Annotated in this window: 15 protein-coding genes; 11 read left to right on the top strand and 4 right to left on the bottom strand. The window is 71.8% G+C overall.

The window, feature by feature from the left end; genetic code table 11:
- Positions 1–165 precede the first annotated feature (165 nt).
- Both ACZ7LU_RS15705 and ACZ7LU_RS15700 read right to left on the bottom strand, forming a co-directional pair.
- Positions 166–939 carry an SDR family NAD(P)-dependent oxidoreductase gene (locus tag ACZ7LU_RS15705; protein ID WP_468557039.1) on the bottom strand — a complete coding sequence of 258 codons (774 nt, stop codon included), beginning with the start codon at positions 937–939 and terminating at the stop codon, positions 166–168.
- A gap of 9 nt (positions 940–948) precedes the next feature.
- Positions 949–1,629, bottom strand: a complete 681-nt coding sequence (locus ACZ7LU_RS15700; RefSeq protein ID WP_471916948.1) for an MOSC domain-containing protein — start codon at positions 1,627–1,629, stop codon at positions 949–951.
- A gap of 81 nt (positions 1,630–1,710) precedes the next feature.
- On the opposite strand from ACZ7LU_RS15700, the gene ACZ7LU_RS15695 reads away from it, so the two are divergent.
- Positions 1,711–2,607: a LysR family transcriptional regulator gene (locus ACZ7LU_RS15695; RefSeq protein ID WP_471916947.1), complete on the top strand. Its 897-nt coding sequence runs from the start codon at positions 1,711–1,713 to the stop codon at positions 2,605–2,607.
- 40 nt (positions 2,608–2,647) lie between these two features.
- Here ACZ7LU_RS15695 and ACZ7LU_RS15690 read toward each other — a convergent pair whose 3' ends face one another.
- Complete coding sequence (locus tag ACZ7LU_RS15690) at positions 2,648–2,992, bottom strand: WhiB family transcriptional regulator (protein WP_468087925.1); 345 nt, start codon at positions 2,990–2,992, stop codon at positions 2,648–2,650.
- A gap of 390 nt (positions 2,993–3,382) precedes the next feature.
- On the opposite strand from ACZ7LU_RS15690, the gene ACZ7LU_RS15685 reads away from it, so the two are divergent.
- The 4 genes from ACZ7LU_RS15685 (at position 3,383) to ACZ7LU_RS15670 (ending at position 7,721) form a co-directional block, all read left to right on the top strand.
- On the top strand, positions 3,383–3,994 hold the full coding sequence (locus tag ACZ7LU_RS15685; RefSeq protein WP_003948568.1) for a response regulator transcription factor: 612 nt from the start codon (positions 3,383–3,385) through the stop codon (positions 3,992–3,994).
- Between the two features lie 245 nt (positions 3,995–4,239).
- A complete protein-coding gene (locus ACZ7LU_RS15680; protein ID WP_127909693.1) occupies positions 4,240–4,815 on the top strand; it encodes a sigma-70 family RNA polymerase sigma factor in 576 nt (191 codons plus the stop codon).
- Positions 4,816–4,965: 150 nt separating this feature from the next.
- Positions 4,966–6,483, top strand: coding sequence for an IMP dehydrogenase (guaB, locus tag ACZ7LU_RS15675; RefSeq protein ID WP_398300268.1), 1,518 nt, complete (start codon positions 4,966–4,968; stop codon positions 6,481–6,483).
- Between the two features lie 113 nt (positions 6,484–6,596).
- Complete coding sequence (locus ACZ7LU_RS15670) at positions 6,597–7,721, top strand: GuaB3 family IMP dehydrogenase-related protein (protein WP_362993411.1); 1,125 nt, start codon at positions 6,597–6,599, stop codon at positions 7,719–7,721.
- Between the two features lie 65 nt (positions 7,722–7,786).
- Here ACZ7LU_RS15670 and ACZ7LU_RS15665 read toward each other — a convergent pair whose 3' ends face one another.
- The gene (locus ACZ7LU_RS15665) at positions 7,787–9,040 is read right to left on the bottom strand and encodes a nucleotide sugar dehydrogenase (protein WP_398300270.1); all 1,254 of its coding nucleotides are present in this window, start codon (positions 9,038–9,040) and stop codon (positions 7,787–7,789) included.
- A gap of 227 nt (positions 9,041–9,267) precedes the next feature.
- Between ACZ7LU_RS15665 and ACZ7LU_RS15660 the strand changes: the two genes are divergently transcribed.
- From ACZ7LU_RS15660 to ACZ7LU_RS15635, 6 genes are all read left to right on the top strand, one after another.
- Entirely contained in the window at positions 9,268–10,977 is a 1,710-nt protein-coding gene (locus tag ACZ7LU_RS15660) for a glycerol-3-phosphate dehydrogenase/oxidase (RefSeq protein ID WP_398300272.1), read from the top strand.
- Positions 10,978–11,321: 344 nt separating this feature from the next.
- The gene (locus ACZ7LU_RS15655) at positions 11,322–13,439 is read left to right on the top strand and encodes a serine/threonine-protein kinase (protein WP_471916946.1); all 2,118 of its coding nucleotides are present in this window, start codon (positions 11,322–11,324) and stop codon (positions 13,437–13,439) included.
- A gap of 128 nt (positions 13,440–13,567) precedes the next feature.
- On the top strand, positions 13,568–15,988 hold the full coding sequence (locus tag ACZ7LU_RS15650) for a protein kinase (RefSeq protein ID WP_471916945.1): 2,421 nt from the start codon (positions 13,568–13,570) through the stop codon (positions 15,986–15,988).
- A gap of 132 nt (positions 15,989–16,120) precedes the next feature.
- Positions 16,121–17,722, top strand: a complete 1,602-nt coding sequence (locus tag ACZ7LU_RS15645) for a serine/threonine-protein kinase (RefSeq protein WP_471917083.1) — start codon at positions 16,121–16,123, stop codon at positions 17,720–17,722.
- Between the two features lie 112 nt (positions 17,723–17,834).
- Complete coding sequence (locus ACZ7LU_RS15640; protein ID WP_471916944.1) at positions 17,835–19,643, top strand: protein kinase domain-containing protein; 1,809 nt, start codon at positions 17,835–17,837, stop codon at positions 19,641–19,643.
- Between the two features lie 145 nt (positions 19,644–19,788).
- Positions 19,789–21,564, top strand: a complete 1,776-nt coding sequence (locus tag ACZ7LU_RS15635; protein WP_471916943.1) for a serine/threonine-protein kinase — start codon at positions 19,789–19,791, stop codon at positions 21,562–21,564.
- Positions 21,565–21,677: the final 113 nt, after the last annotated feature.

Genomic DNA, 21,677 nt, shown 5'->3' with positions numbered 1-21,677 from the left:
GCCCGCTTGAACGGTGACTGAGGCCCGGCTTCCCTTACGGGGAGCCGGGCCTCAGTCCTTTCCGGCTTCGCGTCTGCCTGGTTGCGCTTACGTGGCCGGGTGCGGGCCGTGGTCCGTCCTCGCGCAGTTCCCCGCGCCCCTTACGGGGCGCCCCCGCCCCCGGAGCTACTGCGGCCCGTACTTGCGGCCCGTCCGCGACGTGACCCCGCCCAGCAGATTCCGCGGCGTCACCTTCACCACCCCCATCAGCGCCTTGTACCGCGGGTCGGGGACGGACAGTGTCTTGCCGCGGGCGAGGTCGGCCAGAGCGACCGCGACCAGCTTGTCCGCGTCGAGCCACATCCAGTTGGGGATGTTCGACGTACCCATCCCGGCACGCTGGTGGAACTCCGTGCGTACGAAGCCGGGGCAGAGCGCCATCAGCCGCACCCCGGACCCGGCCAAGTCCTTCGCCGCGCCCTGCGTGAACTGCACGACCCACGCCTTGGACGCGCCGTACGTCCCGCGCGGCACGAACGCCGCCACCGACGCCACGTTCACGACACCGCCGCGGCCGCGGTCCCGCATCGACGCCGTCGCCGCCGACGTCAGCCGGAGCACCGCCTCGCAGTGCACCTTGAGCATCGTCAGCTCGTCCTCGAGCGACACCTCCAGATAGCGGCCCTTGTTGCCGAACCCCGCGTTGTTGATCAGCAGGTCGACCGCGTCCCTCCGGTTCGACAGCCGCTGCTCGACCGCCTCGATGCCCGCGTCCGTCGCGAGGTCGGCGGTGAGCACCTCCGCCTCGATGCCGTGCCGGTCGTGCAGCTCGGTCGCCTGTTCGCGCAGCCGCTTGGTGTCGCGAGCCACCAGCACGAGGTTGTGCCCGTCACCCGCGAGGCGCCGCGCGAAGGCGGCGCCGATGCCGGCGGTAGATCCCGTAATCAGAGCCGTAGTCATGGCCCAAGGCTAGTGAGATCCCGTGACCGCGTGCTGCGCCACGTACTTGCGCGCGCGTGCGGCCGTCTCCGGGTGCAGTGCGTCGCCCGCCGCGAGCAGCTGCGGCAGCAGCGCCTTCTCCGTCGTGACGGCCCGGTACTGCAGGCCGACGGTGACCTCGTGCGCCGGTCGGTGCAGGATCTCGATGCGGTCCCCGGCCCGGATCTCACCCGGTTCGATGACCCGCAGATACGCGCCGGGGGCGTCCCCCTCGGTGAACCGCTTGATCCACCCCTTCTCGCCGAGGTGGCCCTGGAACGTACGGCAGGGAATGCGGCCGCTCGTCACCTCCAGCACCAGATCGGCACCTATCCGCCAGCGCTCGCCGATCCTCGCGCCGTTCACGTCGACCCCGGACGTCGTGAGGTTCTCGCCGAAGGAGCCGTCGGGCAGGGCCCGCCCGAGCGTCCGCTCCCAGGAGTCGAGGTCCTCGCGGGCGTAGGCGTACACCGCCTGGTCGTCGCCTCCGTGGTGCCGCAGGTCGGAGATCTCGTCACCCTCGACGCCGCTGCCGCCGACCCCCTTCGCGCCCGGCGCGGCGACGCGCACGGGTCCGGGGACCGGGCGCTTGTCGATGCCGGTGAGACCGGAGGGCGCGGCGGTGTGGTCGGACGGCTTGTGGCGGCCCACATTGACAGAAAGAAGCTTCATGGCAGGCAGGCTAAGGGAGTCACCCTCAAAGACGCGACGTAATATTTCGCGACATGTCCAAGCGTCGCTTATGATCGAACCATGATCGAGGCCCGTCATCTCCGTGTGCTGCGCGCCGTGGCCGCCACCGGCTCCTTCTCGGCCGCGGCCCGTGAGCTCGGCTGCACCCAGCCCGCCGTCAGCCAGCAGATGAAGGCACTCGAAGCCTCGGCCGGCACGCCGCTGCTGATCCGCACGGGCCGTGAGATGCGCCTGACGCAGGCGGGCGAGGCCCTCGTCCGGCACGCGGCGGGCATCCTCGCCGGGCTCACCGCCGCCGAGGAGGAGGTCGCCGCGATCGCGGGCCTGCGCGCGGGCCGGGTCCGGCTCGTCTCCTTCCCCAGCGGCAGCTCGACCCTCGTCCCCTGCGCCCTCGCGGCCTTGCGTGCGGCACATCCCGGCACGCGCGTCTCGCTCGTGGAGGCCGAACCGCCGCGCTCCGTGGAGATGCTGCGCGAGGGCGACTGCGACGTGGCGCTGGCGTTCCGGTACGAAGGGGCGACGGCGGCGGAGGAGTGGAGCGACCTCGTCGTGCGTCCGCTGCTCGCGGACCGGCTCGTCGGCCTCGTGCCGGAGGGGCACCGGCTCGCCGACGCGGCATCGGTCACCATCGGGGAGTTCGCGGACGAGTCGTGGATCGCGGGCTGCCCCCGCTGCCGCAGGCAACTGGTGGAGGTCTGCGAGAGCGCGGGCTTCGTGCCCCGGATCGATTTCGCGACCGACGACTATCCGGCGGTGATCGGCCTGGTCGGGGCCGGCCTCGGGGTGGCGGTGCTGCCCGAACTCGCGATCGAGTCGGTGCGCCCCAAGGGCGCCCGCACCGTGACGGTGGAGCCTGCCGTGCAGCGGGAGATCGTCGCGCTCACCCTGCCGGATCTGGCGCAGGTGCCTGCCGTCGCCGCCACGCTGGACCACCTCGCGCGGGCCGCGGCCCGCTGATCGGCACCCCCGCGGGGGCGCCTTGTGAAGAAACGTTCCTTCAGCTGTGGGACACGGCGCTGTGGGACACGGCGCCGCTCGTCGAGGCGGACGCCGTGACGAGCCGGTTGCGGGCCCGCCCCATCAGCTCTTCGCGCTCGTCCTCGGTCAGCCCGCCCCATACGCCGTAGGGCTCGCGCACCGCGAGCGCGTGCGCGGCGCACTCCGCCCGCACCGGGCACCGCATGCAGACCTCCTTGGCCGAGTTCTCGCGTGCACTGCGAGCCGCTCCCCGCTCGCCCTCCGGGTGGAAGAAGAGTGAGCTGTCGACCCCGCGGCAGGCCGCGAGGAGCTGCCAGTCCCACAGATCTGCGTTCGGTCCGGGAAGGCGGGAGAAATCTGCCATTGCTGGTCCCCTTGGTGCCGTTCTGACGCGGATACGGTGCCGATGACCGTACATCTACTGTCTAAGGAGATGAAAATATGACTCATTGCGAATCTAGCCATAGACACCAGTAAAAGGGAAGAAAAGGCGCTAAATGGGGCATAGGTTGTGATGAAAGGTTGAGGGTGTCCCGCGCGCTCTGCGCTGTGTCCGCCCCCTCACGTAGAGTGCCGAAGGTGGCTGACCGCCCCGTAACTCTTTCGGGTGACCGTCGTTGAGAGTGCGGAGGCGGTTGAAGAAACAAGCGCTCGGGCAGGTGTCCGAGAGCGTCAACCGCACAGGTGACGAATAAGTACCAGCCTGGAGGCTCAAGGTGACGCGCAGCAGCTGTGAGAGCCGCGGAGGACAGTCATGACATCGGTCCTCGTCTGCGACGACTCCCCGCTTGCCCGAGAGGCGCTCCGCCGCGCGGTCGCGACCGTGCCCGGCGTAGAGCGTGTGACGACTGCGGCCAACGGCGAGGAAGTCCTCCGCCGCTGGGGCGCCGACCGCTCGGACCTGATTCTGATGGACGTACGCATGCCCGGTCTCGGGGGTGTGGAGACCGTCCGGCGGCTGCTGTCCGCCGACCCGGGTGCGCGCATCATCATGCTCACCGTCGCCGAGGACCTGGACGGGGTCGCACTCGCGGTCGCGGCCGGCGCCCGCGGCTATCTGCACAAGGACGCCTCGCGCGCCGAGCTGCGGGCGACCGTCACCCAGGCGCTCGCCGACCCGACGTGGCGGCTCGCGCCGCGCAGACTGCGCTCGGCCGAGATGGGCGCCGCGCCCACCCTCACCGCGCGTGAGATCCAGGTCCTCGAAGGCATGAGCCACGGCCGCTCGAACGCGGAGATCGGCCGTGAGCTCTTCCTCTCCGAGGACACGGTGAAGACGCACGCCAGGCGCCTGTTCAAGAAGCTCGGCGCCTCGGACCGGGCACACGCCGTGGCGCTCGGATTCCGCTGGGGTCTGGTCCGCTGAGTGCACCGCCACGGGGGCACGGCGATCCCCGTCCGCCACCCGGTGGGCGGGGCGGCCGACGCCCGTGGCTGCTTGTTTCGCCGCCGATGCCGCATCCTTGAGGTGTGGAGTTCCTCGGGGACGAGTCGATCGAGCGGGAGGGGAGGGCGCAGGAGATGAGTTCCGGCGCACCTGCTCATAACGCTTCAGTGCACAACTACGGACGCGGTGCCACGGATCAGTCGCCGTCAAGGCACCATGGACCGATGCGCGATGACAAGACGACGGTGATCGGTGCCCTCGTTCTTCGCGCTGTGGAGGGCGACGAGCAGGCCACCCACGACCTGCTGGCACACGTCCACCCCCTCGCGCTGCGCTACTGCCGCACCCGTCTGTCCCGGCTTCCGGGTGACGCACGGCACTTCGTGGAGGACCTGGCCCAGGAAGTCTGTGTCGCCGTCCTCCTCGCCCTGCCGCGCTACAAGGACACGGGGCGCCCCTTCGAAGCCTTCGTCTTCGCGATCGCGGCGCACAAGGTCGCCGACCTGCAGCGTGCGGCCATGCGGCACCCCGGGTCCACCGCGGTGCCCTCCGACGAGATGCCCGAGCGGCCCGACGACTCGCTCGGCCCGGAGGAGCGCGCGCTGCTCAGCAGCGACGCGGAGTGGGCCAAGAAGCTCCTCGCCAACCTCCCGGAGAACCAGCGCGAGCTGCTTCTCCTGCGGATCGCCGTCGGCCTCACGGCCGAGGAGACCGGACAGATGCTGGGGATGTCCCCCGGGGCGGTGCGGGTCGCGCAGCACCGGGCTCTCAGCCGTCTGCGGGCGCTCGCCGAGCAGTGAGGCCCGGCTGTCCACGGGTGCTCGCCGAGCGCTGAGCGCCGCCGTACGAACGTACAAAGAACCGCGATGATCTTGATCGTGGAATGAGACACCCTCGAAGCCCGTTAGCATGGACATCCGCACCGATCAAGGCCATTTGGGGAAGGTGTCATGACTGCAAACGGCGGTTCTTCGACTGGGGTGCCCGAGAAATTCGCGACACTCGGGCTGACCTACGACGACGTGCTGCTGCTGCCGGGCGCGTCGGACATGGCGCCCGACCAGATCGACACCTCCTCGCTCGTCTCCAAGAACGTCCGGGTGAACGTCCCGCTGCTCTCCGCGGCGATGGACAAGGTCACCGAGGCCCGCATGGCGATCGCCATGGCGCGCCAGGGCGGCGTCGGTGTGCTGCACCGCAACCTCTCCATCGCGGACCAAGCCAACCAGGTCGACCTGGTGAAGCGCTCCGAGTCCGGCATGGTCACCGACCCGATCACGGTGCACCCGGACGCGACGCTCGGTGAGGCCGACGCGATCTGCGCGAAGTTCCGCATCAGCGGTGTCCCGGTGACCGACGCGGCGGGCAAGCTGCTCGGCATCGTCACCAACCGCGACATGGCCTTCGAGAACGACCGCAGCCGTCAGGTCCGCGAGGTCATGACGCCCATGCCGCTGGTCACCGGCAAGGTCGGCATCTCCGGCGTGGACGCCATGGAGCTGCTGCGCCGCCACAAGATCGAGAAGCTGCCGCTGGTCGACGACGCGGGCATCCTCAAGGGCCTCATCACGGTCAAGGACTTCGTGAAGGCCGAGAAGTACCCGAACGCCGCCAAGGACGGCGAGGGCCGCCTGCTGGTCGGCGCCGCCGTCGGTGTCGCGGGTGACGCCTTCGAGCGCGCCCAGGCCCTGGTCGCCGCGGGCGTCGACTTCATCGTCGTCGACACCGCGCACGGCCACTCCCGCCTGGTCGGCGACATGGTCGCCAAGATCAAGTCGGACGCCCCGCGCGTGGACGTCATCGGCGGCAACATCGCCACCCGCGAGGGCGCCCAGGCGCTCATCGACGCCGGTGTCGACGGCATCAAGGTCGGCGTCGGCCCCGGCTCCATCTGCACCACCCGTGTCGTCGCCGGCATCGGCGTACCGCAGGTAACAGCCATCTACGAAGCGTCGCTCGCCGCCAAGGAGGCCGGTGTCCCGGTCATCGGCGACGGCGGCCTGCAGTACTCCGGAGACATCGCCAAGGCGCTCGTCGCCGGCGCGGACACGGTCATGCTGGGCTCGCTCCTCGCCGGCTGCGAGGAGTCGCCGGGCGAGCTGATGTTCATCAACGGCAAGCAGTTCAAGTCGTACCGCGGCATGGGCTCGCTGGGCGCGATGCAGACCCGCGGCGAGCGCAAGTCCTTCTCCAAGGACCGCTACTTCCAGGAGGGCGTCGCCTCCGACGAGAAGCTGGTGCCCGAGGGCATCGAGGGCCAGGTGCCCTACCGCGGCCCGCTCTCGGCGGTCGTCCACCAGCTGGTGGGCGGACTGCGCCAGTCGATGTTCTACGTCGGCGGACGCACCGTCCCCGACCTCCAGGCCAACGGCCGCTTCGTCCGCATCACGTCCGCGGGTCTCAAGGAGAGCCACCCGCACGACATCCAGATGACGGTCGAGGCACCGAACTACAGCCGTACGAAGTAGCCTGTCGGCTCCACACGCACGCGAGAGGGGCGGCCCCGGATCAACCGGGACCGCCCCTTCCGTGTGCGTCGGGGATACTGGACAGGCAGACCAAGAGGGAAAGGCCCCACAACGTGACTGAGATCGAGATCGGGCGCGGCAAGCGCGGCCGCCGCGCGTACGCCTTCGACGACATCGCCGTCGTACCGAGCCGGCGCACCCGCGACCCGAAGGAGGTCTCGATCGCGTGGCAGATCGACGCCTACCGCTTCGAGCTGCCCTTCCTGGCGGCCCCGATGGACTCCGTGGTCTCTCCGCAGACCGCCATCCGCATCGGTGAGCTGGGCGGCCTCGGCGTCCTGAACCTCGAAGGCCTCTGGACGCGGTACGAGGACCCGCAGCCGCTGCTCGACGAGATCGCCGAGCTCGACTCGGAGACCGCGACCCGCCGCCTCCAGGAGATCTACGCGGCCCCGATCAAGGCCGACCTGATCGGACAGCGCATCAAGGAGGTGCGCGACGCGGGCGTCGTCACCGCCGCCGCGCTCTCGCCGCAGCGCACCGCCGAGTTCTCCAAGGCCGTCGTCGACGCCGGCGTGGACATCTTCGTGATCCGCGGCACCACCGTCTCCGCCGAGCACGTCTCCGGAGCCGCCGAGCCGCTGAACCTGAAGCAGTTCATCTACGAGCTCGACGTCCCGGTCATCGTCGGCGGCTGCGCCACGTACACCGCGGCCCTGCACCTGATGCGCACCGGCGCCGCGGGCGTCCTGGTCGGCTTCGGCGGCGGCGCCGCGCACACCACGCGCAACGTCCTGGGCATCCAGGTCCCGATGGCCACCGCCGTCGCCGACGTCGCGGCCGCCCGCCGTGACTACATGGACGAGTCCGGCGGCCGGTACGTGCACGTCATCGCCGACGGCGGCGTGGGCTGGTCCGGCGATCTGCCCAAGGCCATCGCGTGCGGCGCCGACTCCGTGATGGTGGGCTCCCCGCTTGCCCGCGCCACGGACGCGCCCGGCAAGGGCCACCACTGGGGCATGGAGGCCGTCCACGAGGATGTGCCGCGCGGCAAGAAGGTCGACCTCGGCACGGTCGGCACCACCGAGGAGATCCTCACCGGCCCGTCGCACATCCCGGACGGCTCGATGAACTTCTTCGGAGCGCTGCGCCGCGCCATGGCGACCACGGGCTACAGCGAGCTCAAGGAGTTCCAGCGCGTCGAGGTGACGGTCGCGGACTCGCAGCACAAGCGCTGACGGATCGTTCGCGAAAGGGCCCCGGTACTTCGTACCGGGGCCCTTTTCGTCGTCCCTTTTCGTCGTCACAGACGGTGGGCGGCGCCCGCCGGAGTAGCACCCCTGGTGTCCAGGAGCAGTTGGGCCTTCACCGCGAGCCCCTGGAGGTCGTACGTGCGGTGGTGCTGGAGCAGGATCGTCAGGTCGGCGTCGGCGGCCGCCTCGTATAGGGAGTCCGCGCGCGGGACGGGGCGGCCGAGCACGCTCCAGCTGGGCACGTAGGGGTCGTGGTAGCTGACGGCCGCGCCGAGCTCCATGAGGCGGGTCGCCACCTCCTGCGCGGGCGCGCCCTGCTGGTCGGCGAGGTCGGGCTTGTAGGTGACGCCGAGGAGCAGGACGCGGGCGCCGCGGGCGGACTTGCCGTGTTCGTTGAGCAGGGTCGCCGAGCGCTGGATGACGTACTGCGGCATGCGGTCGTTGACCTGCTGGGCCAGCTCGACCATGCGCAGGGGGCGGACGCCGCGGGACGGGTTCGGGATGTCCAGGGGGACGCCGTGGCCGCCGACTCCGGGCCCGGGGCGGAAGGCCTGGAAGCCGAACGGCTTGGTCTCGGCGCAGCGGATGACGTCCCACAGGTCGATGCCGAGGTCGTGGCAGAGGACCGCCATCTCGTTGACCAGGGCCATGTTCACGTGCCGGTAGTTGGTCTCCAGGAGGTGGACGGTCTCGGCCTCGCGGGGGCCCCGGGCGCGGACGACCTTGTCGGTGAGCCGGCCGTAGAAGGCGGCGGCCGATTCGGTGCAGGCCGGGGTGAGGCCGCCGATGACCTTGGGGGTGCCCGCGTAGCCGTGCGTGCGGTTGCCGGGGTCGAGGCGGCCGGGGGAGTACGCGAGGTGGAAGTCGCGGCCCGCCCGCAGGCCCGAACCCGACTCGAGGATCGGGCGGAGGAATTCCTCGGTGGTCCCCGGGTAGGCGGGGGATTCGAGGATCACGGTGGTGTGCGGACGCAGGCGCGCGGCCAGCGCCCCGGCCGCCTCGGCGACCTGGCTCAGGTCGAGCGAGCGGTCCGCGGCAGGCGGGGTGGGGGCGCAGATGACGGCGGTGCGGACCCGGCCGAGCTCGGCCGGGTTGACGGTCGGCCGGAAGCCCCCCGAGAGCATCCGGCGGACGTCGGCGGCGGTGAGGGTGCCTTCGGCGCCGTCGCAGGGCAGCCGGCCGCCGGCCAGGTCGGCGGCGCGGACCGGGTCGTAGCCGATGGTGGCGATGCCGCCGGAAACGGCGGCCTGGGCGAGGGGCAGGCCGAGGTGGCCGAGGCCGATGACAGCGAGATCTGCGGGCATGGCGGTGGGCCGTCCTCCCAATAGCCGGACCGGGACGAGTGCGCAAGCCCTGTGGACAAGGCGGAGCAGCGCAATGTCAGACTAGGAGTAAATATGACCGATTTGCGGTATTGCACCGCGTGGAGCTCCGGAGTGTTGTCCACAGGCTGGGTTCGTGTTCAGCGGGCGACGGAGAAATCTGGGCATGATGTGAGTCCGACCACACCCGATCTCAACGGGAGGCAGCGGTGAGGACAGCGACACTGGGGCCGGCCGAGCGTGCCGAGTCACTTGCGGGAATGGCCGAACGGGAGCTGGACATCCTGGTCGTCGGCGCGGGCGTGGTCGGCGCCGGGACGGCACTCGACGCGGTGACCCGCGGCCTGTCCACCGGCCTCGTCGAGGCGCGGGACTGGGCCTCCGGCACGTCGAGCCGGTCGAGCAAGCTGATCCACGGCGGCCTCCGCTATCTGGAGATGCTCGACTTCGCGCTGGTGCGCGAGGCCCTGAAGGAGCGCGGCCTGCTCCTGGAGCGCCTCGCCCCCCACCTCGTGAAGCCCGTGCCGTTCCTCTACCCCTTGCAGCACAAGGGCTGGGAGAGGGTGTACGCCGGATCGGGCGTCGCGCTCTACGACGCCATGTCCATGTCCCGCGGACACGGCCGCGGCCTGCCCATGCACCGCCACCTGACACGCCGCCACGCCCTGCGCGTCGCCCCCTGCCTGAAGAAGGACGCCCTGGTCGGCGCCATGCAGTACTACGACGCCCAAATGGACGACGCGCGTTACGTGGCCACCTTGGTCCGCACCGCTTCGGCGTACGGCGCGAAGGTCGCCAACCGCGCGAAGGTCACCGGCTTCCTCCGCGAGGGCGAGCGCGTCGTCGGCGCCCGCGTGCAGGACGTCGAGGGCGGCGGGGAGTACGAGATCCGCGCCAAGCAGGTCGTCAACGCGACCGGTGTGTGGACGGACGACACCCAGGCCATGGTCGGTGAGCGCGGCCAGTTCCACGTCAGGGCGTCCAAGGGCATCCACTTGGTCGTGCCCAAGGACCGGATCAACGCCTCCACCGGACTGATCCTGCGCACCGAGAAGAGCGTCCTCTTCGTCATCCCGTGGGGGCGGCACTGGATCATCGGGACGACCGACACGGACTGGGACCTGGACAAGGCGCACCCGGCCGCCTCCAGCGCCGACATCGACTATCTCCTGGAGCATGTGAACTCGGTGCTCGCCGTGCCCCTCTCCCGGGACGACGTCCAGGGGGTGTACGCCGGGCTCCGGCCGCTGCTCGCCGGCGAGTCGGACGCCACGAGCAAGCTGTCCCGCGAGCACACGGTCGCGCATCCGGCGCCGGGCCTCGTGGTCGTCGCGGGCGGCAAGTACACGACGTACCGCGTGATGGCCAAGGACGCCGTCGACGAGGCGGTGCACGGCCTCGACCAGCGGGTCGCCGACTGCGTCACGGAGGACATCCCCCTCGTCGGCGCCGAGGGGTACAAGGCGCTGTGGAACGCCCGCGCGAGGATCGCCGCGCAGACGGGTCTTCATGTGGTGCGCGTGGAGCACCTGTTGAACCGGTACGGCTCGATGGCCGAGGAAGTGCTCGAACTCATCACCAACGACCCGGACCTGGGCAAACCGCTGCCGGGCGCCGACGACTACCTCCGCGCCGAGGTGGTCTACGCCGCGTCCCACGAAGGCGCACGCCACCTCGACGACGTCCTGACGCGGCGGACCCGCATCTCGATCGAGACGTTCGACCGCGGCACGCGCAGCGCCCGGGAGTGCGCCGAGCTGATGGCACCCGTTCTCGGCTGGGACAAGGACCAGATCGAGCGGGAGGTGCAGCACTACGAGAAGCGGGTGGAGGCCGAGCGGGAGTCGCAGCGGCAGCCGGACGACCTGACGGCGGACGCGGCGCGGCTCGGAGCGCCGGACATCGTGCCGCTCTCCTAGTGAGTACGTCCGGCCCAGGGGTACTTCCGGCTGTTTTGCGGCGAGTTGAAGGACGGCCGTCGCGGTGAACGCCCGGGTGCGGGTGGCGTAGGGTGCGTGCGCCCGGGACGACGGTGACGGCCGGGGCTTGCCTCGGATGGTCGGTGGCGGAAGAGTATGGCCGGTATTCAGCGCTGTGTTGGCATGCCGGTACCTCCTCGTGCGCTGTCCCTCATGAGGGACGGGACGGGGGGCGGGCAGGGGGTCGTTGGACCCTGGGCGTCGGCCGGTCCCCGAGTAAGGGACAATGAAGGCTCTGTCAGGGCGGGTTGCTCGGGTAGCAGCGGTAGCAGCAGAGGGGACGCATGTCGGACGCGGAGCAGACGGGTGACGCCCGTCGGGACAAGAGCCAACGTCTCCTCGCCGGCCGGTACCGGCTGGGAGAGGTGCTCGGCCGCGGCGGCATGGGCACCGTCTGGCGCGCCAAGGACGAGACCCTTGGTCGTACGGTCGCGGTGAAGGAACTGCGTTTCCCCTCCAGCATCGACGAGGAGGAGAAGCGGCGGCTCATCACGCGTACGTTGCGTGAGGCGAAGGCGATCGCGCGGATCCGCAACACCAGCGCCGTGACCGTCTACGACGTGGTCGACGAGGACGACCGGCCGTGGATCGTCATGGAGCTGGTCGAGGGCAAGTCGCTCGCGGAGGCGATCCGCGAGGACGGCACGCTCACGCCGCGGCGGGCGGCCGAGGTCGGCCTCGCCATCCTCGACGTGCTGCGGTCCGCGCACCGCGAGGGCATCCTGCACCGCGACGTGAAGCCGTCGAACGTGCTGATCGCCGAGGACGGTCGCGTCGTGCTGACGGACTTCGGCATCGCGCAGGTCGAAGGCGACCCGTCGATCACGTCCACCGGCATGCTCGTCGGCGCCCCGTCCTACATCTCTCCGGAGCGCGCCCGCGGCCACAAGCCGGGCCCCGCGGCCGACCTGTGGTCGCTGGGCGGCCTGCTGTACGCGGCCGTGGAGGGCGTGCCCCCGTACGACAAGGGGTCGGCCATCGCGACCCTCACCGCGGTGATGACGGAGGACGTCGAAAAGCCGGTGAACGCGGGCCCGTTGGAGAAGGTCATCTACGGCCTGCTCGCCAAGGACCCGGAGCAGCGGCTCGACGACGCGGGAGCGCGGGCGCTCCTCATGGACGTCATCCACGCGCCCGAGGCCAAGGCCGTGCGGGAGCCGGTGGAGGCGACCAAGGTGGTGCCGCTGCCGCCCGTGCCGCCGAACCAGCCGCCGAAGGCTCCGAAGACGCCGAGGACGCCGTTGTCCACGCGGCTCACGAAGTCCGCGAGGACCACGAAGGGTTCCGGTGCCGTCGGCGGTGCCGCGGGCGCCGGTGCGGCCGGCGCGGCCGGTGTTTCGGGTGGCGCCGCCGGATCGCCCGCTTCTGCCGGGAGCACCGGGGCCGCAGGGGCTGCCGGGACTGCCGGGGCCGCCGGGACCAGTGGTTCCACGGGGTCGGCCGCGCGCAAGGCCGAGGAGGTCGCCGACCGGCTGAAGGGCGCCCTTCATTCGGTGCGGAAGACGGCCGCGACGGCTCCGGCCGCCGGCGAGCGCGGCACCGGGGCGGCCACGACCCGCTCCGCGTCCACCTCCGCCGGATCCCCCGCCAACGGCCGGAGCGTGCCGCCGCGGGTGCCGCCCAAGGCGTCGCTCACCGATGTGGTGCCGCGCCGGACGCTGGTGATCGTGTCCGTGGTGGCCCTGCTCGCCGTGCTCGGCACGGTGCTCGCCTTCGCGCTGTCCGGTGGCGGCGAGGGCGACTCCGGCAAGGACAGCAAGGGCGGCGACAAGGCCGCGTCCAGCGGGGCGACCGCCGGTGGCGACGGCCAGGGCGATGCCGACAAGGACGCGGGCAAGGACACCGGCAAGGAAACGGACAAGGGCTCCGGGGCCGACGACGGCAAGGGCAAGGAAGAGAGCCCCGACCCGGACGAGGGCAAGGGCACCGACCCCAGCAAGGGCGACGACGACGGCAAGAAGCCGGAGGACGGCGCCGAAACGACGTACAAGCACTCCCAGGGCTTCGAGATCGGGCTCCCGAAGGGGTGGAAGTACCAGTCCACGGGCCGCGCGGGCGCGCGGTTCGGCGGGCCCAACGGCCAGAAGCTGCTGGTCGGCTGGACCACCACGCCCAAGGACAACCCGGTCGGCGACTGGAAGAACCAGGAGAAGTTCATGGTCCGGCCGCAGTACGACCGGATCCGGATAGAGAAGGTCGGCTTCCGCGGCTGGAACACCGCCGACTGGGAGTTCACCTATGTGGACGGCGGGACCAAGTACCGGTCCATCGACCGCGGCTTCGTCGTCAACGGCGGGCTGGGCTACGGAATCATGTACACCGCCAAGGCCGACGCATGGGGCGGCGAGGAGCGGCGGAGCGCGTGGCGGACGTTCACAAGGACGTTCGAGCCGAAGTCCTGAGCTGAGATCTCGTATCCCCTCATTGCGGTTCGCCCACGGCACGTATCGTGAGTGCTTGCGGACCGTACACAGCCGCAACGGGCCGCAAGACGAACGGATTTGACCACCGGGCGGACGGGGAAGGCATCGTGGACGACTACGCGGGTCGGGTGCTCGCCGACCGCTACCGCCTGCCGCTGCCGCCTTCCGACGCGTACGAACTCGCCGAGTCACGCGCCTTCGACACGTACAGCGGGCAGGAAGTGCTCGTCAGGCAGGTCCCGCTGCCCGAGATCGTCGACGCGGAGATGCTCGACGAGGAGCACGACCTGCCCGACGGCTTCGCGCCGCGGGCGGGGAGCGGCGGGGCCGGTGTGCGGCGGGCCGCGGCACGGACGACGCGCAGGCCGGCGGAGCCGGCGGTGCGGCGCGCCATCGAGGCGGCGCAGACCGCCGCGCAGATACCGGACCACCCCCGGCTCGACCAGGTCTTCGACGTGTTCGCGGAGGGCGGTTCGCTGTGGATCGTCAGCGAGTTGGTGGCGGCCAGGCCGCTGGCGGCGCTCCTCGCGGACCGGCCGCTGAGTCCGTACCGGGCCGCCGAGGTCGCGGCGGACGTCCTCGCGGCGCTGCGCGTCCTGCACGGGCACGGCTGGGTCCACCGGAACATCACCGCGCGGACCGTCCTTATCTGCGACGACGGCCGCGTGATGCTGACGGGTCTGGCGGCCGGAGCGGCCGAGGAGGCGCTCTGCGGGTACGACCCACGGCCGGTGGAGGCGGGGGAGCCCGCCGGTTCGGCGGGGTCGGTCGGCAATGTGGCCGGGCACGCCGGCGCGCCTGCCGAGGGGGCGTACGAGACCGGGGACACGGAGCTCGCCCCCGCCCCGGAGTCCGCCGCGAGCAGCGCGCGGGCCGGGCGCACGGGCGCGGCCGCGGCGTACCGCGCGGGAGCGAGGGCCGCGGCGCGGGCGACCGAAGAGGACGCCGAGGGCCGGGGGCCAGGCCCGACCGGGCAGATACCCGACCCGTACGGCGTGGCGGGCAGGCAGCCGCCCTGGCACGGCGCCGTGCCGCGGAACGGAATCCCGGCGGCGCGGACCACGGCGGACGAGAGCGGCGGCCCGCAGGGGGACACGTACGAGCAGGGCCACGGGGACACAGGGGACACAGGGGACACACGCGAGCAGGCCCGTGGGGGATGGGACGACGGTTCCGCCGACGGAGCCCCCTCGCGTGGCCCCTCCACCGCCCTGGCCGCCGAGCGCGCCCGGCACGCGCGCATGGTGGTGGTCGGCGCCGTCACCGAGCGGTGGGCGCCCGAGCAGGCCGGCCCCGTGCACGAGAACTGGCGGCTCGCCGCGCCGATAGGCCCCTCCACCGACCTGTGGGCCCTGGGGGCACTGCTCTTCCGCGCCGTGCAGGGACACGCGCCCTACCCGGAGGACAGCCCGGCCGAACTCGTCCAGCTCGTCTGCGCCGAGCCGCCCGCCTTCGCCGAGGAGTGCGGCCCGCTGCGGCCCGTGGTCGAGTCGCTGCTGCGTCAGGACCCCACCGAGCGGCTCGACTTCGAGGAGCTGAGCGGCTGGCTGCGCTCGCTGGTGCGGTCCGCGCCCGAGCCGGAGGCCGGGGCGCACGTCGTGCCGGTGCCGCCGTACGACGCGGGCCGGCTGCCCGTCGTACGCCGCCGTGGCGAGGTCGTGCGCAAGCGACGCGGCGCCGCGGCGGCCGCTGCCGCGGGGAACGGGCAGGGGAACGGCCACGGGCGGCACAAGCGCGGCAAGGGGCCGGCCCGCGTGCCGCAGAGCCGTGGCCCGGCCCGGCCCCGTTCGCTCGGGCGGCTGCTGCTGATCGCCATTCTGGTCGGGCTCGCCGCGGCCATCGTGTACGCCATGGTGTTCATGCCCAAGGCGGATGACGGGGCGTCGGGTGACCGCGCGGGGACGGCGGGCGAGGTCAGCTCGGCCCCGCAGGCCCCGGGGGAACCCACCGAAGGCAAGGACAAAGACACAGAGAAAGAGAAAGAAAAAGAGAAAAACAGAGACAAAGACAAAGACGAAGACGAGTCCGGCAAGAACCCCGGTTCGCAGGAACCGCAGACCACCAACCCCGACCTGCCGCAGGGATTCACCCTCCGCAAGGACCCCGAGGGCTTCCACGTCGCCGTCGCCGGCGGCTGGGACCGGCAGCCCAAGAACGGCCGGGGCCAGGTCCGTTACACGCACGCCGGCTTCGAGCTGCTGATCGTGCCCGGGCGCGACACCACCGACGGCTACGGCAGCGACCCCATGAAGTACCAGCGTGAGGACGAGCGCGAGCTGCAGCCCTTCCGTGACTCGTCCTGGGCGACCTCCAGCGGCATGCGCCGTATTGACGTCGGCGGACGGGCCATGGCGGAGGGGCAGTTCACTTGGCAGGACGCCGCGGGCCGCGAGGTCTTCGTACGCAATCTCGTGATGATCGTCGGCGGGAAGTACCACGTGGTGCAGGTGCGCGGGCCCGAGGCCGAGCGGGACGAGGTGACGCGGTTGTACGAGCAGGCTTCGGCCACCTACCGGGTCACCGGCTGAGCCGATTCCGGCACTCCGGACATGCACGGCATGCGTCACAGTGCGGTCTCCTAAGGGCCCCTGTGGTTCCCTGTGCGCTTCCCGCTCCTTAACCTGGCCCTGTCAAGACCATTGCGGGGGAACGTGAACCAGATGCAGGGCCTGCTCCTCGCGGGCCGCTACCGACTCACTGAGACCATCGGCCGCGGTGGCATGGGACGGGTGTGGCGTGCGCAGGACGAGGTGCTGCACCGTGCCGTCGCCGTCAAGGAGCTGACGGCGGCGCAGTTCGTGCAGGAGGCCGACCGCGCCGTCCTCTTCGCGCGTACGCAGACGGAGGCGCGGGCCGCCGCCCGCATCAACCACCCCGCCGTGGTCACCGTGCACGACGTGCTGCAGTACGACGACCGGCCCTGGATCGTGATGGAGCTGGTCGAGGGGCGTTCGCTGGCGGACGCCGTCAAGGACGACGAGCGCGTCGAGCCCGTCGAGGCGGCCCGCATCGGCCTGTGGACCCTGAAGGCCCTGCGTGCCGCACACGCCGCGGGCGTCCTGCACCGCGACGTCAAACCCGGCAACGTCCTCCTCGCCGACGACCGGCGCATCCTGCTCACCGACTTCGGGATCGCCGCGATCGAGGGCGACTCCACCATCACGCGGACCGGGGAAGTCGTCGGCTCGGTCGACTACCTGGCGCCCGAGCGTGTCAGCGGCGGCAACCCCGGCCCGGCCTCCGACCTGTGGGCGCTCGGCGCCACGCTGTACACGGCCGTCGAGGGTTTCTCGCCCTTCCGGCGCACGTCACCGCTCGGCACCATGCAGGCCGTGGTCACGGAGGAGCCCGCGCCCTCCCGGCACGCGGGTGTCCTCGCACCCGTCATCAGCGCGCTGCTGCGCAAGGACCCGGAGACCCGGCCCTCCGCCGAAGAGGCCGAGCAGATGCTGGCGGAGGCCGCGGAGGGACGCCGTCCGCAGCACGCGCAGGCGTACGTGCCGACGCAGACGCACCCGGCCACCGGCGCACACACGGACACGCACGTGGACGCGCTGGGCGGGGCCCGCTCGACGTCCGCGTACGGTCCCCCGCCCCCGCAGGCCGGCGCCACCCCGACCGGCCGCGACATCCTCACCGTCGTCGGCGGGCAGGGGCAGCCCTCGCGCGAGCGCCGTCGCTGGCCCGGGATCGTCGCCCTCGTCGTGGTGGCCGCGCTGCTCGGCGGCGGTGGCGTCCTTGGGTACGTGCGCTTCGCCGGCGGGACGGAGCAGCAGTCGAAGGGCGAGCGGGGCACGGCAGTGGGCGGCATCCCCGACGACTGGCGGCGGGTGAACGATCCCGAGGGCTTCAGCCTCATGCTGCCCAAGGAGTGGAAGCGCGAGGTGAACGGCAACCAGATCGACTACACGCCCGACGGCGGCCGCCGGTTCCTGCGCATCGCCGTCGAGAAGAACCCGCAGTACGAGAGCTCCTACGCGCATCAGTTGTCCCTGGAGAAGAACCTACGGGTGAAACTTCCGCAGTACCGGCGGCTGGAACTGAACTCGAACACGTTTCGGGATCAGTCGGGCTCTCTCTGGGAGTTCAGCTGGACGGCGGGTGCGAACGACACGACCAAGGGGCCGCGCCGGGCCATCTCGCAGACGTATCTCAGCCGTGACGGTGTCGAGTACGTGCTGTACATGTCCGCCCCGGCAGGGGGCTGGGACACCACGCGGGAGCAGTTCGACGCGATGCTCCGGGGGTGGCGGGAGCACTGAGCGCCCACGCTCACCTCTGGTGACGCTGTGGCGACCCGCGCCGACGGCCGGAACCGGCCCCGCGCTCGCTCCGCCCCATTCCGTTCGCACACGTGTGGGGCATGATGGCCGCATGGGGAGCCTGGGAGACCACGCCGGTGGGTCAGGTGCCGGTGGGGGCGGCGTCGGCGTCGGTGGCGGCGGTGCCGGTGAGGGCAACGCCCGTGTGATCGCGGGCCGTTACCGCCTCGAGGCGCGGCTCGGCCGGGGCGGCATGGGGGTCGTGTGGCGTGCCACCGATCTGCTCCTGGGTCGCCAGGTCGCCGTCAAGGAACTGGCACGCGACGAGACGCTCTCCGACGCCGAGGCGGAGCAGCAGCGCGAGCGGACCCTGCGCGAGGCGCGGGCGGTGGCGCAGCTGCGGCACCCGCACGTCATCGTCGTCCATGACGTCGTCGTGCAGGACGAACAGCCGTACATAGTGATGGAGTTGATCGACGGCGGCTCGCTGGCCGGGCGGATCGCGCGGAGCGGACCGCTGGACGCGGACGCCGTCGCACGCATGGGCATCGACCTGGTCGGGGCGCTGCGCACCGCCCATGAGGCGGGCATCCTGCACCGTGACCTCAAGCCCGCCAACGTACTCCTGGAGCGGGCGACCGGCCGTGTCGTGCTCACCGACTTCGGGATCGCGCAGCTGACCGGGGCGACGACGCTCACGGAGGTCGGGTCGTTCGTGGGTTCGCCCGAGTACACCGCGCCGGAGCGGATGGCGGGGGAGCGGACGGGGCCCGAGTCCGACCTGTGGTCGCTCGGCGCGCTGCTGGTCACCGCGCTGACCGGCGAGTCGCCGTTCCGCCGCGACTCCATCGGCGGGGTGCTGCACGCCGTCGTCTACGACGACTTCCGCCCGCCCGCGGCCGCCGCGCCGCTGCTGCCCGTGGTCCTCGGCCTCCTCGACCGCAATCCGGACCGGCGGCTGGACGCGGCGGAGGTGGAGGGGCTGCTGAAGGCGTACGTCGAGACGGGGCGGATGCCGGCGGTGGTGCGGGAGAGACCGGGGTCCGGGCTGACTGAACTTCCGGGACGGGCGGGGCGGGTAGGACGAGTGGGGCGGGTGGGACTGGCGGGCCTTTCGGGGCGGCAGGGTCCGCCAGGTCCACCGGGGTCCTCGGGAAGGTCAGGTCTGCCGGGGTTCCAGGGGCGAACGGGGCGGCCGGGGCGGCCGGGGCGTGGCGGCCAGACGCCCGCAGAGCGGGAGCTGCTCGCGAGCCAGGCCGCCGCGGGGCTGGTCAAACCGGAGCGGCACGGCCGGGCGTTCATGGTCGCCGCCGCGCTGGCGGCCGCCCTCACGGGTGCGGGGGTCTCCGCCGCGCTGCTGCTGGGCAGGGGCGGCGACGGTGATGACACGCCGGCCACCCCCTCGTCCTCCGCGACGCTGGTCTCGCCGACGCCCACGGTCACCGTGACGACGCGCACGCCAAGGCCGTCGTCGCCCGAGGCGCCCCAGGGCTACCGCATCGCGAAGGACCCCAGGGGCTTCGCACTCGCCGTGCCCGAACGCTTCCGGCGCCAGGAGGACGGCCCCCGCGTCTTCTACGTGTCGCCCGACGGCACCTACCGCATCGGCATCAAAGAGGCGGCCTCCGAGCCCGGCGGCCCGCTCGCCGCACAGCGCCGCGCCGACGCCGAAGGACCACGCACCAACCCCGGTTACCGCGACGGCAGGGTCACGGAGACCACGCGCAACGGCAGGCCCGCCGCCCTGTGGGAGTACACCTGGGACGGCTACAGCGAGGAGAAGGGCGGCCGGCGCACGCTCGACCTGTGCTGGCAGGAGGGCGGCCGGCTGTTCGACGTGTGGGTCTCGGCGCCGGCTGCGGACGCGGGGCAGGCGCGGCGGTACTTCGACGCGGCGGTGGACACGTTCGTACGCCGGTGAGGTGCGGTTCGCGTCTTCGCGTACGCCGATGAGGTGCGGTTCGCGTGTCCGCGTACGCCGATGACGTCCCTCGGCGTGCATCACCCCGGTCACAATGGGGGGCCTGGCTGGAAACGTGGGGGCCCGGCACGGTAGTGATGTGGGCATGAGTAACGACGGGGGAGCCTCTTACGGGCCGTACGAACCCACCAGCTTCGGCCTGCAGCCACCACAGCGACCGGGAGCACCGGGCGCACCAGGCGCAGCCGGCGTACCGGGAGCACCGGGAGCACCGGGAATACCGGAACAATCCAGCCAACACGGTGGCCCTCACCCGCACCCCGGCAATCCGTACGCCCAGCCCGCCCAAGCCCAGCCTGCCCAAGCCCAGCCCGCCCCAGCCGTGCCCACCCAGGCCGCGCCCCACCAGCCGTCCCACCCCGAGCCGGGCGCCGGCCGGCTGATCGCGAACCGCTACCGGCTGCTCGCCAAGCTCGGCCACGGCGGCATGGGGACGGTGTGGCGGGCCAAGGACGAGACGGTGGACCGCGAGGTCGCCGTGAAGGAGCCGCGCCTCCCCGACCACCTGCCGGAGCGCGAGCGCGCCAACGCCTTCGAGCGGATGCGCCGCGAGGCGCGCGCCGCGGCCCGCCTCGACCACCCGGCCGTGGTCAACGTCCACGACGTGGCGGTCGAGGACGGCCAGCCGTGGATCGTGATGGAGCTCGTCCAGGGCCGTTCCCTGGGCGCCGCGCTCCAGGAGGGCACGCTCGGCGCCCGCGACGCCGCGCGCGTCGGCCTCGACGTGCTGAACGCGCTGGACGCCGCGCACCAGGCGGGCATCCTGCACCGCGACGTGAAGCCGGACAACGTCATGCTCGGCCGCCACGACCGCGTCGTCCTCACCGACTTCGGCATCGCGCAGATCGAGGGCGAGACGAATCTGACGGACACCGGCGGTTTCGTCGGCTCGCCCGAATTCATCGCGCCGGAACGTGTGTTGGGCCAGCGGCCGGGACCGGCGTCCGACCTCTGGTCGCTGGGCGTCGTCCTGTACGCCGCGACCGAGGGCGTCTCGCCCTTCCGCCGCAACAACACCCCCGCGACCCTCCAGTCCGTCCTGAACGCGACCCCCGCCGCGCCCGCCTCCGCCTCCGGACCGCTCGCCGAGGCGATCAACCGGCTGCTGGTCAAGGACCCGGCCCAGCGTCCGAACGCCGCGCAGGTCCGCGCCCTCCTGGAGGAGGCGGCAAGGCCTCCGCAGCCGGCGCCGACGCAGGTCGTCACGGTCGCGGGCGGTGACGCCGGACAGCGGGGCAAGGGCATCTTCCTGAGCCGCAAGGCCCTGGCGGTCGTCGCGGGCGTGGTCGTCGCGGCCGTGGCCGCCGGGGTCCTGGTGGCGGTGAACCCCTTCGGCGGCTCGGACGCCGAAGAATGGAAGAAGCACGAGGCGAAGGCGGTCGCCGCCACGGTCTCCACCCCCGACGGGTACGTGGAGAGCAAGCCGGAGGCCACCGACACGGACAAGTCCTGGGTCAGGTACACCGATCCCAGCGGTGCCGTCTTCATCACGCTCGACCTCGCGGAGAAGAAGGACACCTCACTGGAGGTCGCGGGGACCGCAGCGGCCCAGGCGTACGCCGACGCGGAGACGTTCGAGGAGAGTGGCGAGACCAAGTACAGCCACATGTCCGGCGACCCCGCTCCCGTCGCCAGGACCAAGGAGACGAAGTACCAGGGTCGGAGCGCCGCCGAGAACACGGTCACGTACACCGACTCGCAGACCGAGCTGCCGCACGAGGCGAAGATCCTCTACTACCGGACCAAGTCGGGGGACATGTACCGGCTGTGGATCGACTATCCCGGCAAGGGCGACTTCACCGCCCGCGGCCGCGAGGTCGCCGAGACCGCCATCGCCGACCTGGCGCTCGACAAGCTCTGAAAAACCGCTCCGAGGCTCGTCCTGCTGGCGACAACGCCCTGATCAGTGGCTTTGTCGCCAGCAATCACTGGCGCGGTGTGAGTGAGCCGTGAAGCCCATTACCGATGGGTACC

It is taken from the genome of Streptomyces sp. NPDC039462 (genome assembly GCF_055639375.1).
The sequence above is the reverse complement of the archived record's forward strand: the minus strand, read 5'-3'. Positions and strand labels throughout refer to the sequence as shown.

What these genes read in the sequence shown, in the direction of transcription:
- ACZ7LU_RS15685 (WP_003948568.1), top strand. Translation starts at nt 3,383, where the DNA reads ATGACATCGGTCCTCGTCTGCGACGACTCCCCGCTTGCCCGAGAGGCG.
- ACZ7LU_RS15690 (WP_468087925.1), bottom strand. Translation starts at nt 2,992, where the DNA reads ATGGCAGATTTCTCCCGCCTTCCCGGACCGAACGCAGATCTGTGGGAC.
- ACZ7LU_RS15680 (WP_127909693.1), top strand. Translation starts at nt 4,240, where the DNA reads ATGCGCGATGACAAGACGACGGTGATCGGTGCCCTCGTTCTTCGCGCT.
- ACZ7LU_RS15695 (WP_471916947.1), top strand. Translation starts at nt 1,711, where the DNA reads ATGATCGAGGCCCGTCATCTCCGTGTGCTGCGCGCCGTGGCCGCCACC.
- ACZ7LU_RS15705 (WP_468557039.1), bottom strand. Translation starts at nt 939, where the DNA reads ATGACTACGGCTCTGATTACGGGATCTACCGCCGGCATCGGCGCCGCC.
- ACZ7LU_RS15655 (WP_471916946.1), top strand. Translation starts at nt 11,322, where the DNA reads ATGTCGGACGCGGAGCAGACGGGTGACGCCCGTCGGGACAAGAGCCAA.
- ACZ7LU_RS15635 (WP_471916943.1), top strand. Translation starts at nt 19,789, where the DNA reads ATGAGTAACGACGGGGGAGCCTCTTACGGGCCGTACGAACCCACCAGC.
- ACZ7LU_RS15700 (WP_471916948.1), bottom strand. Translation starts at nt 1,629, where the DNA reads ATGAAGCTTCTTTCTGTCAATGTGGGCCGCCACAAGCCGTCCGACCAC.
- ACZ7LU_RS15665 (WP_398300270.1), bottom strand. Translation starts at nt 9,040, where the DNA reads ATGCCCGCAGATCTCGCTGTCATCGGCCTCGGCCACCTCGGCCTGCCC.
- guaB (WP_398300268.1), top strand. Translation starts at nt 4,966, where the DNA reads ATGACTGCAAACGGCGGTTCTTCGACTGGGGTGCCCGAGAAATTCGCG.
- ACZ7LU_RS15640 (WP_471916944.1), top strand. Translation starts at nt 17,835, where the DNA reads ATGGGGAGCCTGGGAGACCACGCCGGTGGGTCAGGTGCCGGTGGGGGC.
- ACZ7LU_RS15645 (WP_471917083.1), top strand. Translation starts at nt 16,121, where the DNA reads ATGCAGGGCCTGCTCCTCGCGGGCCGCTACCGACTCACTGAGACCATC.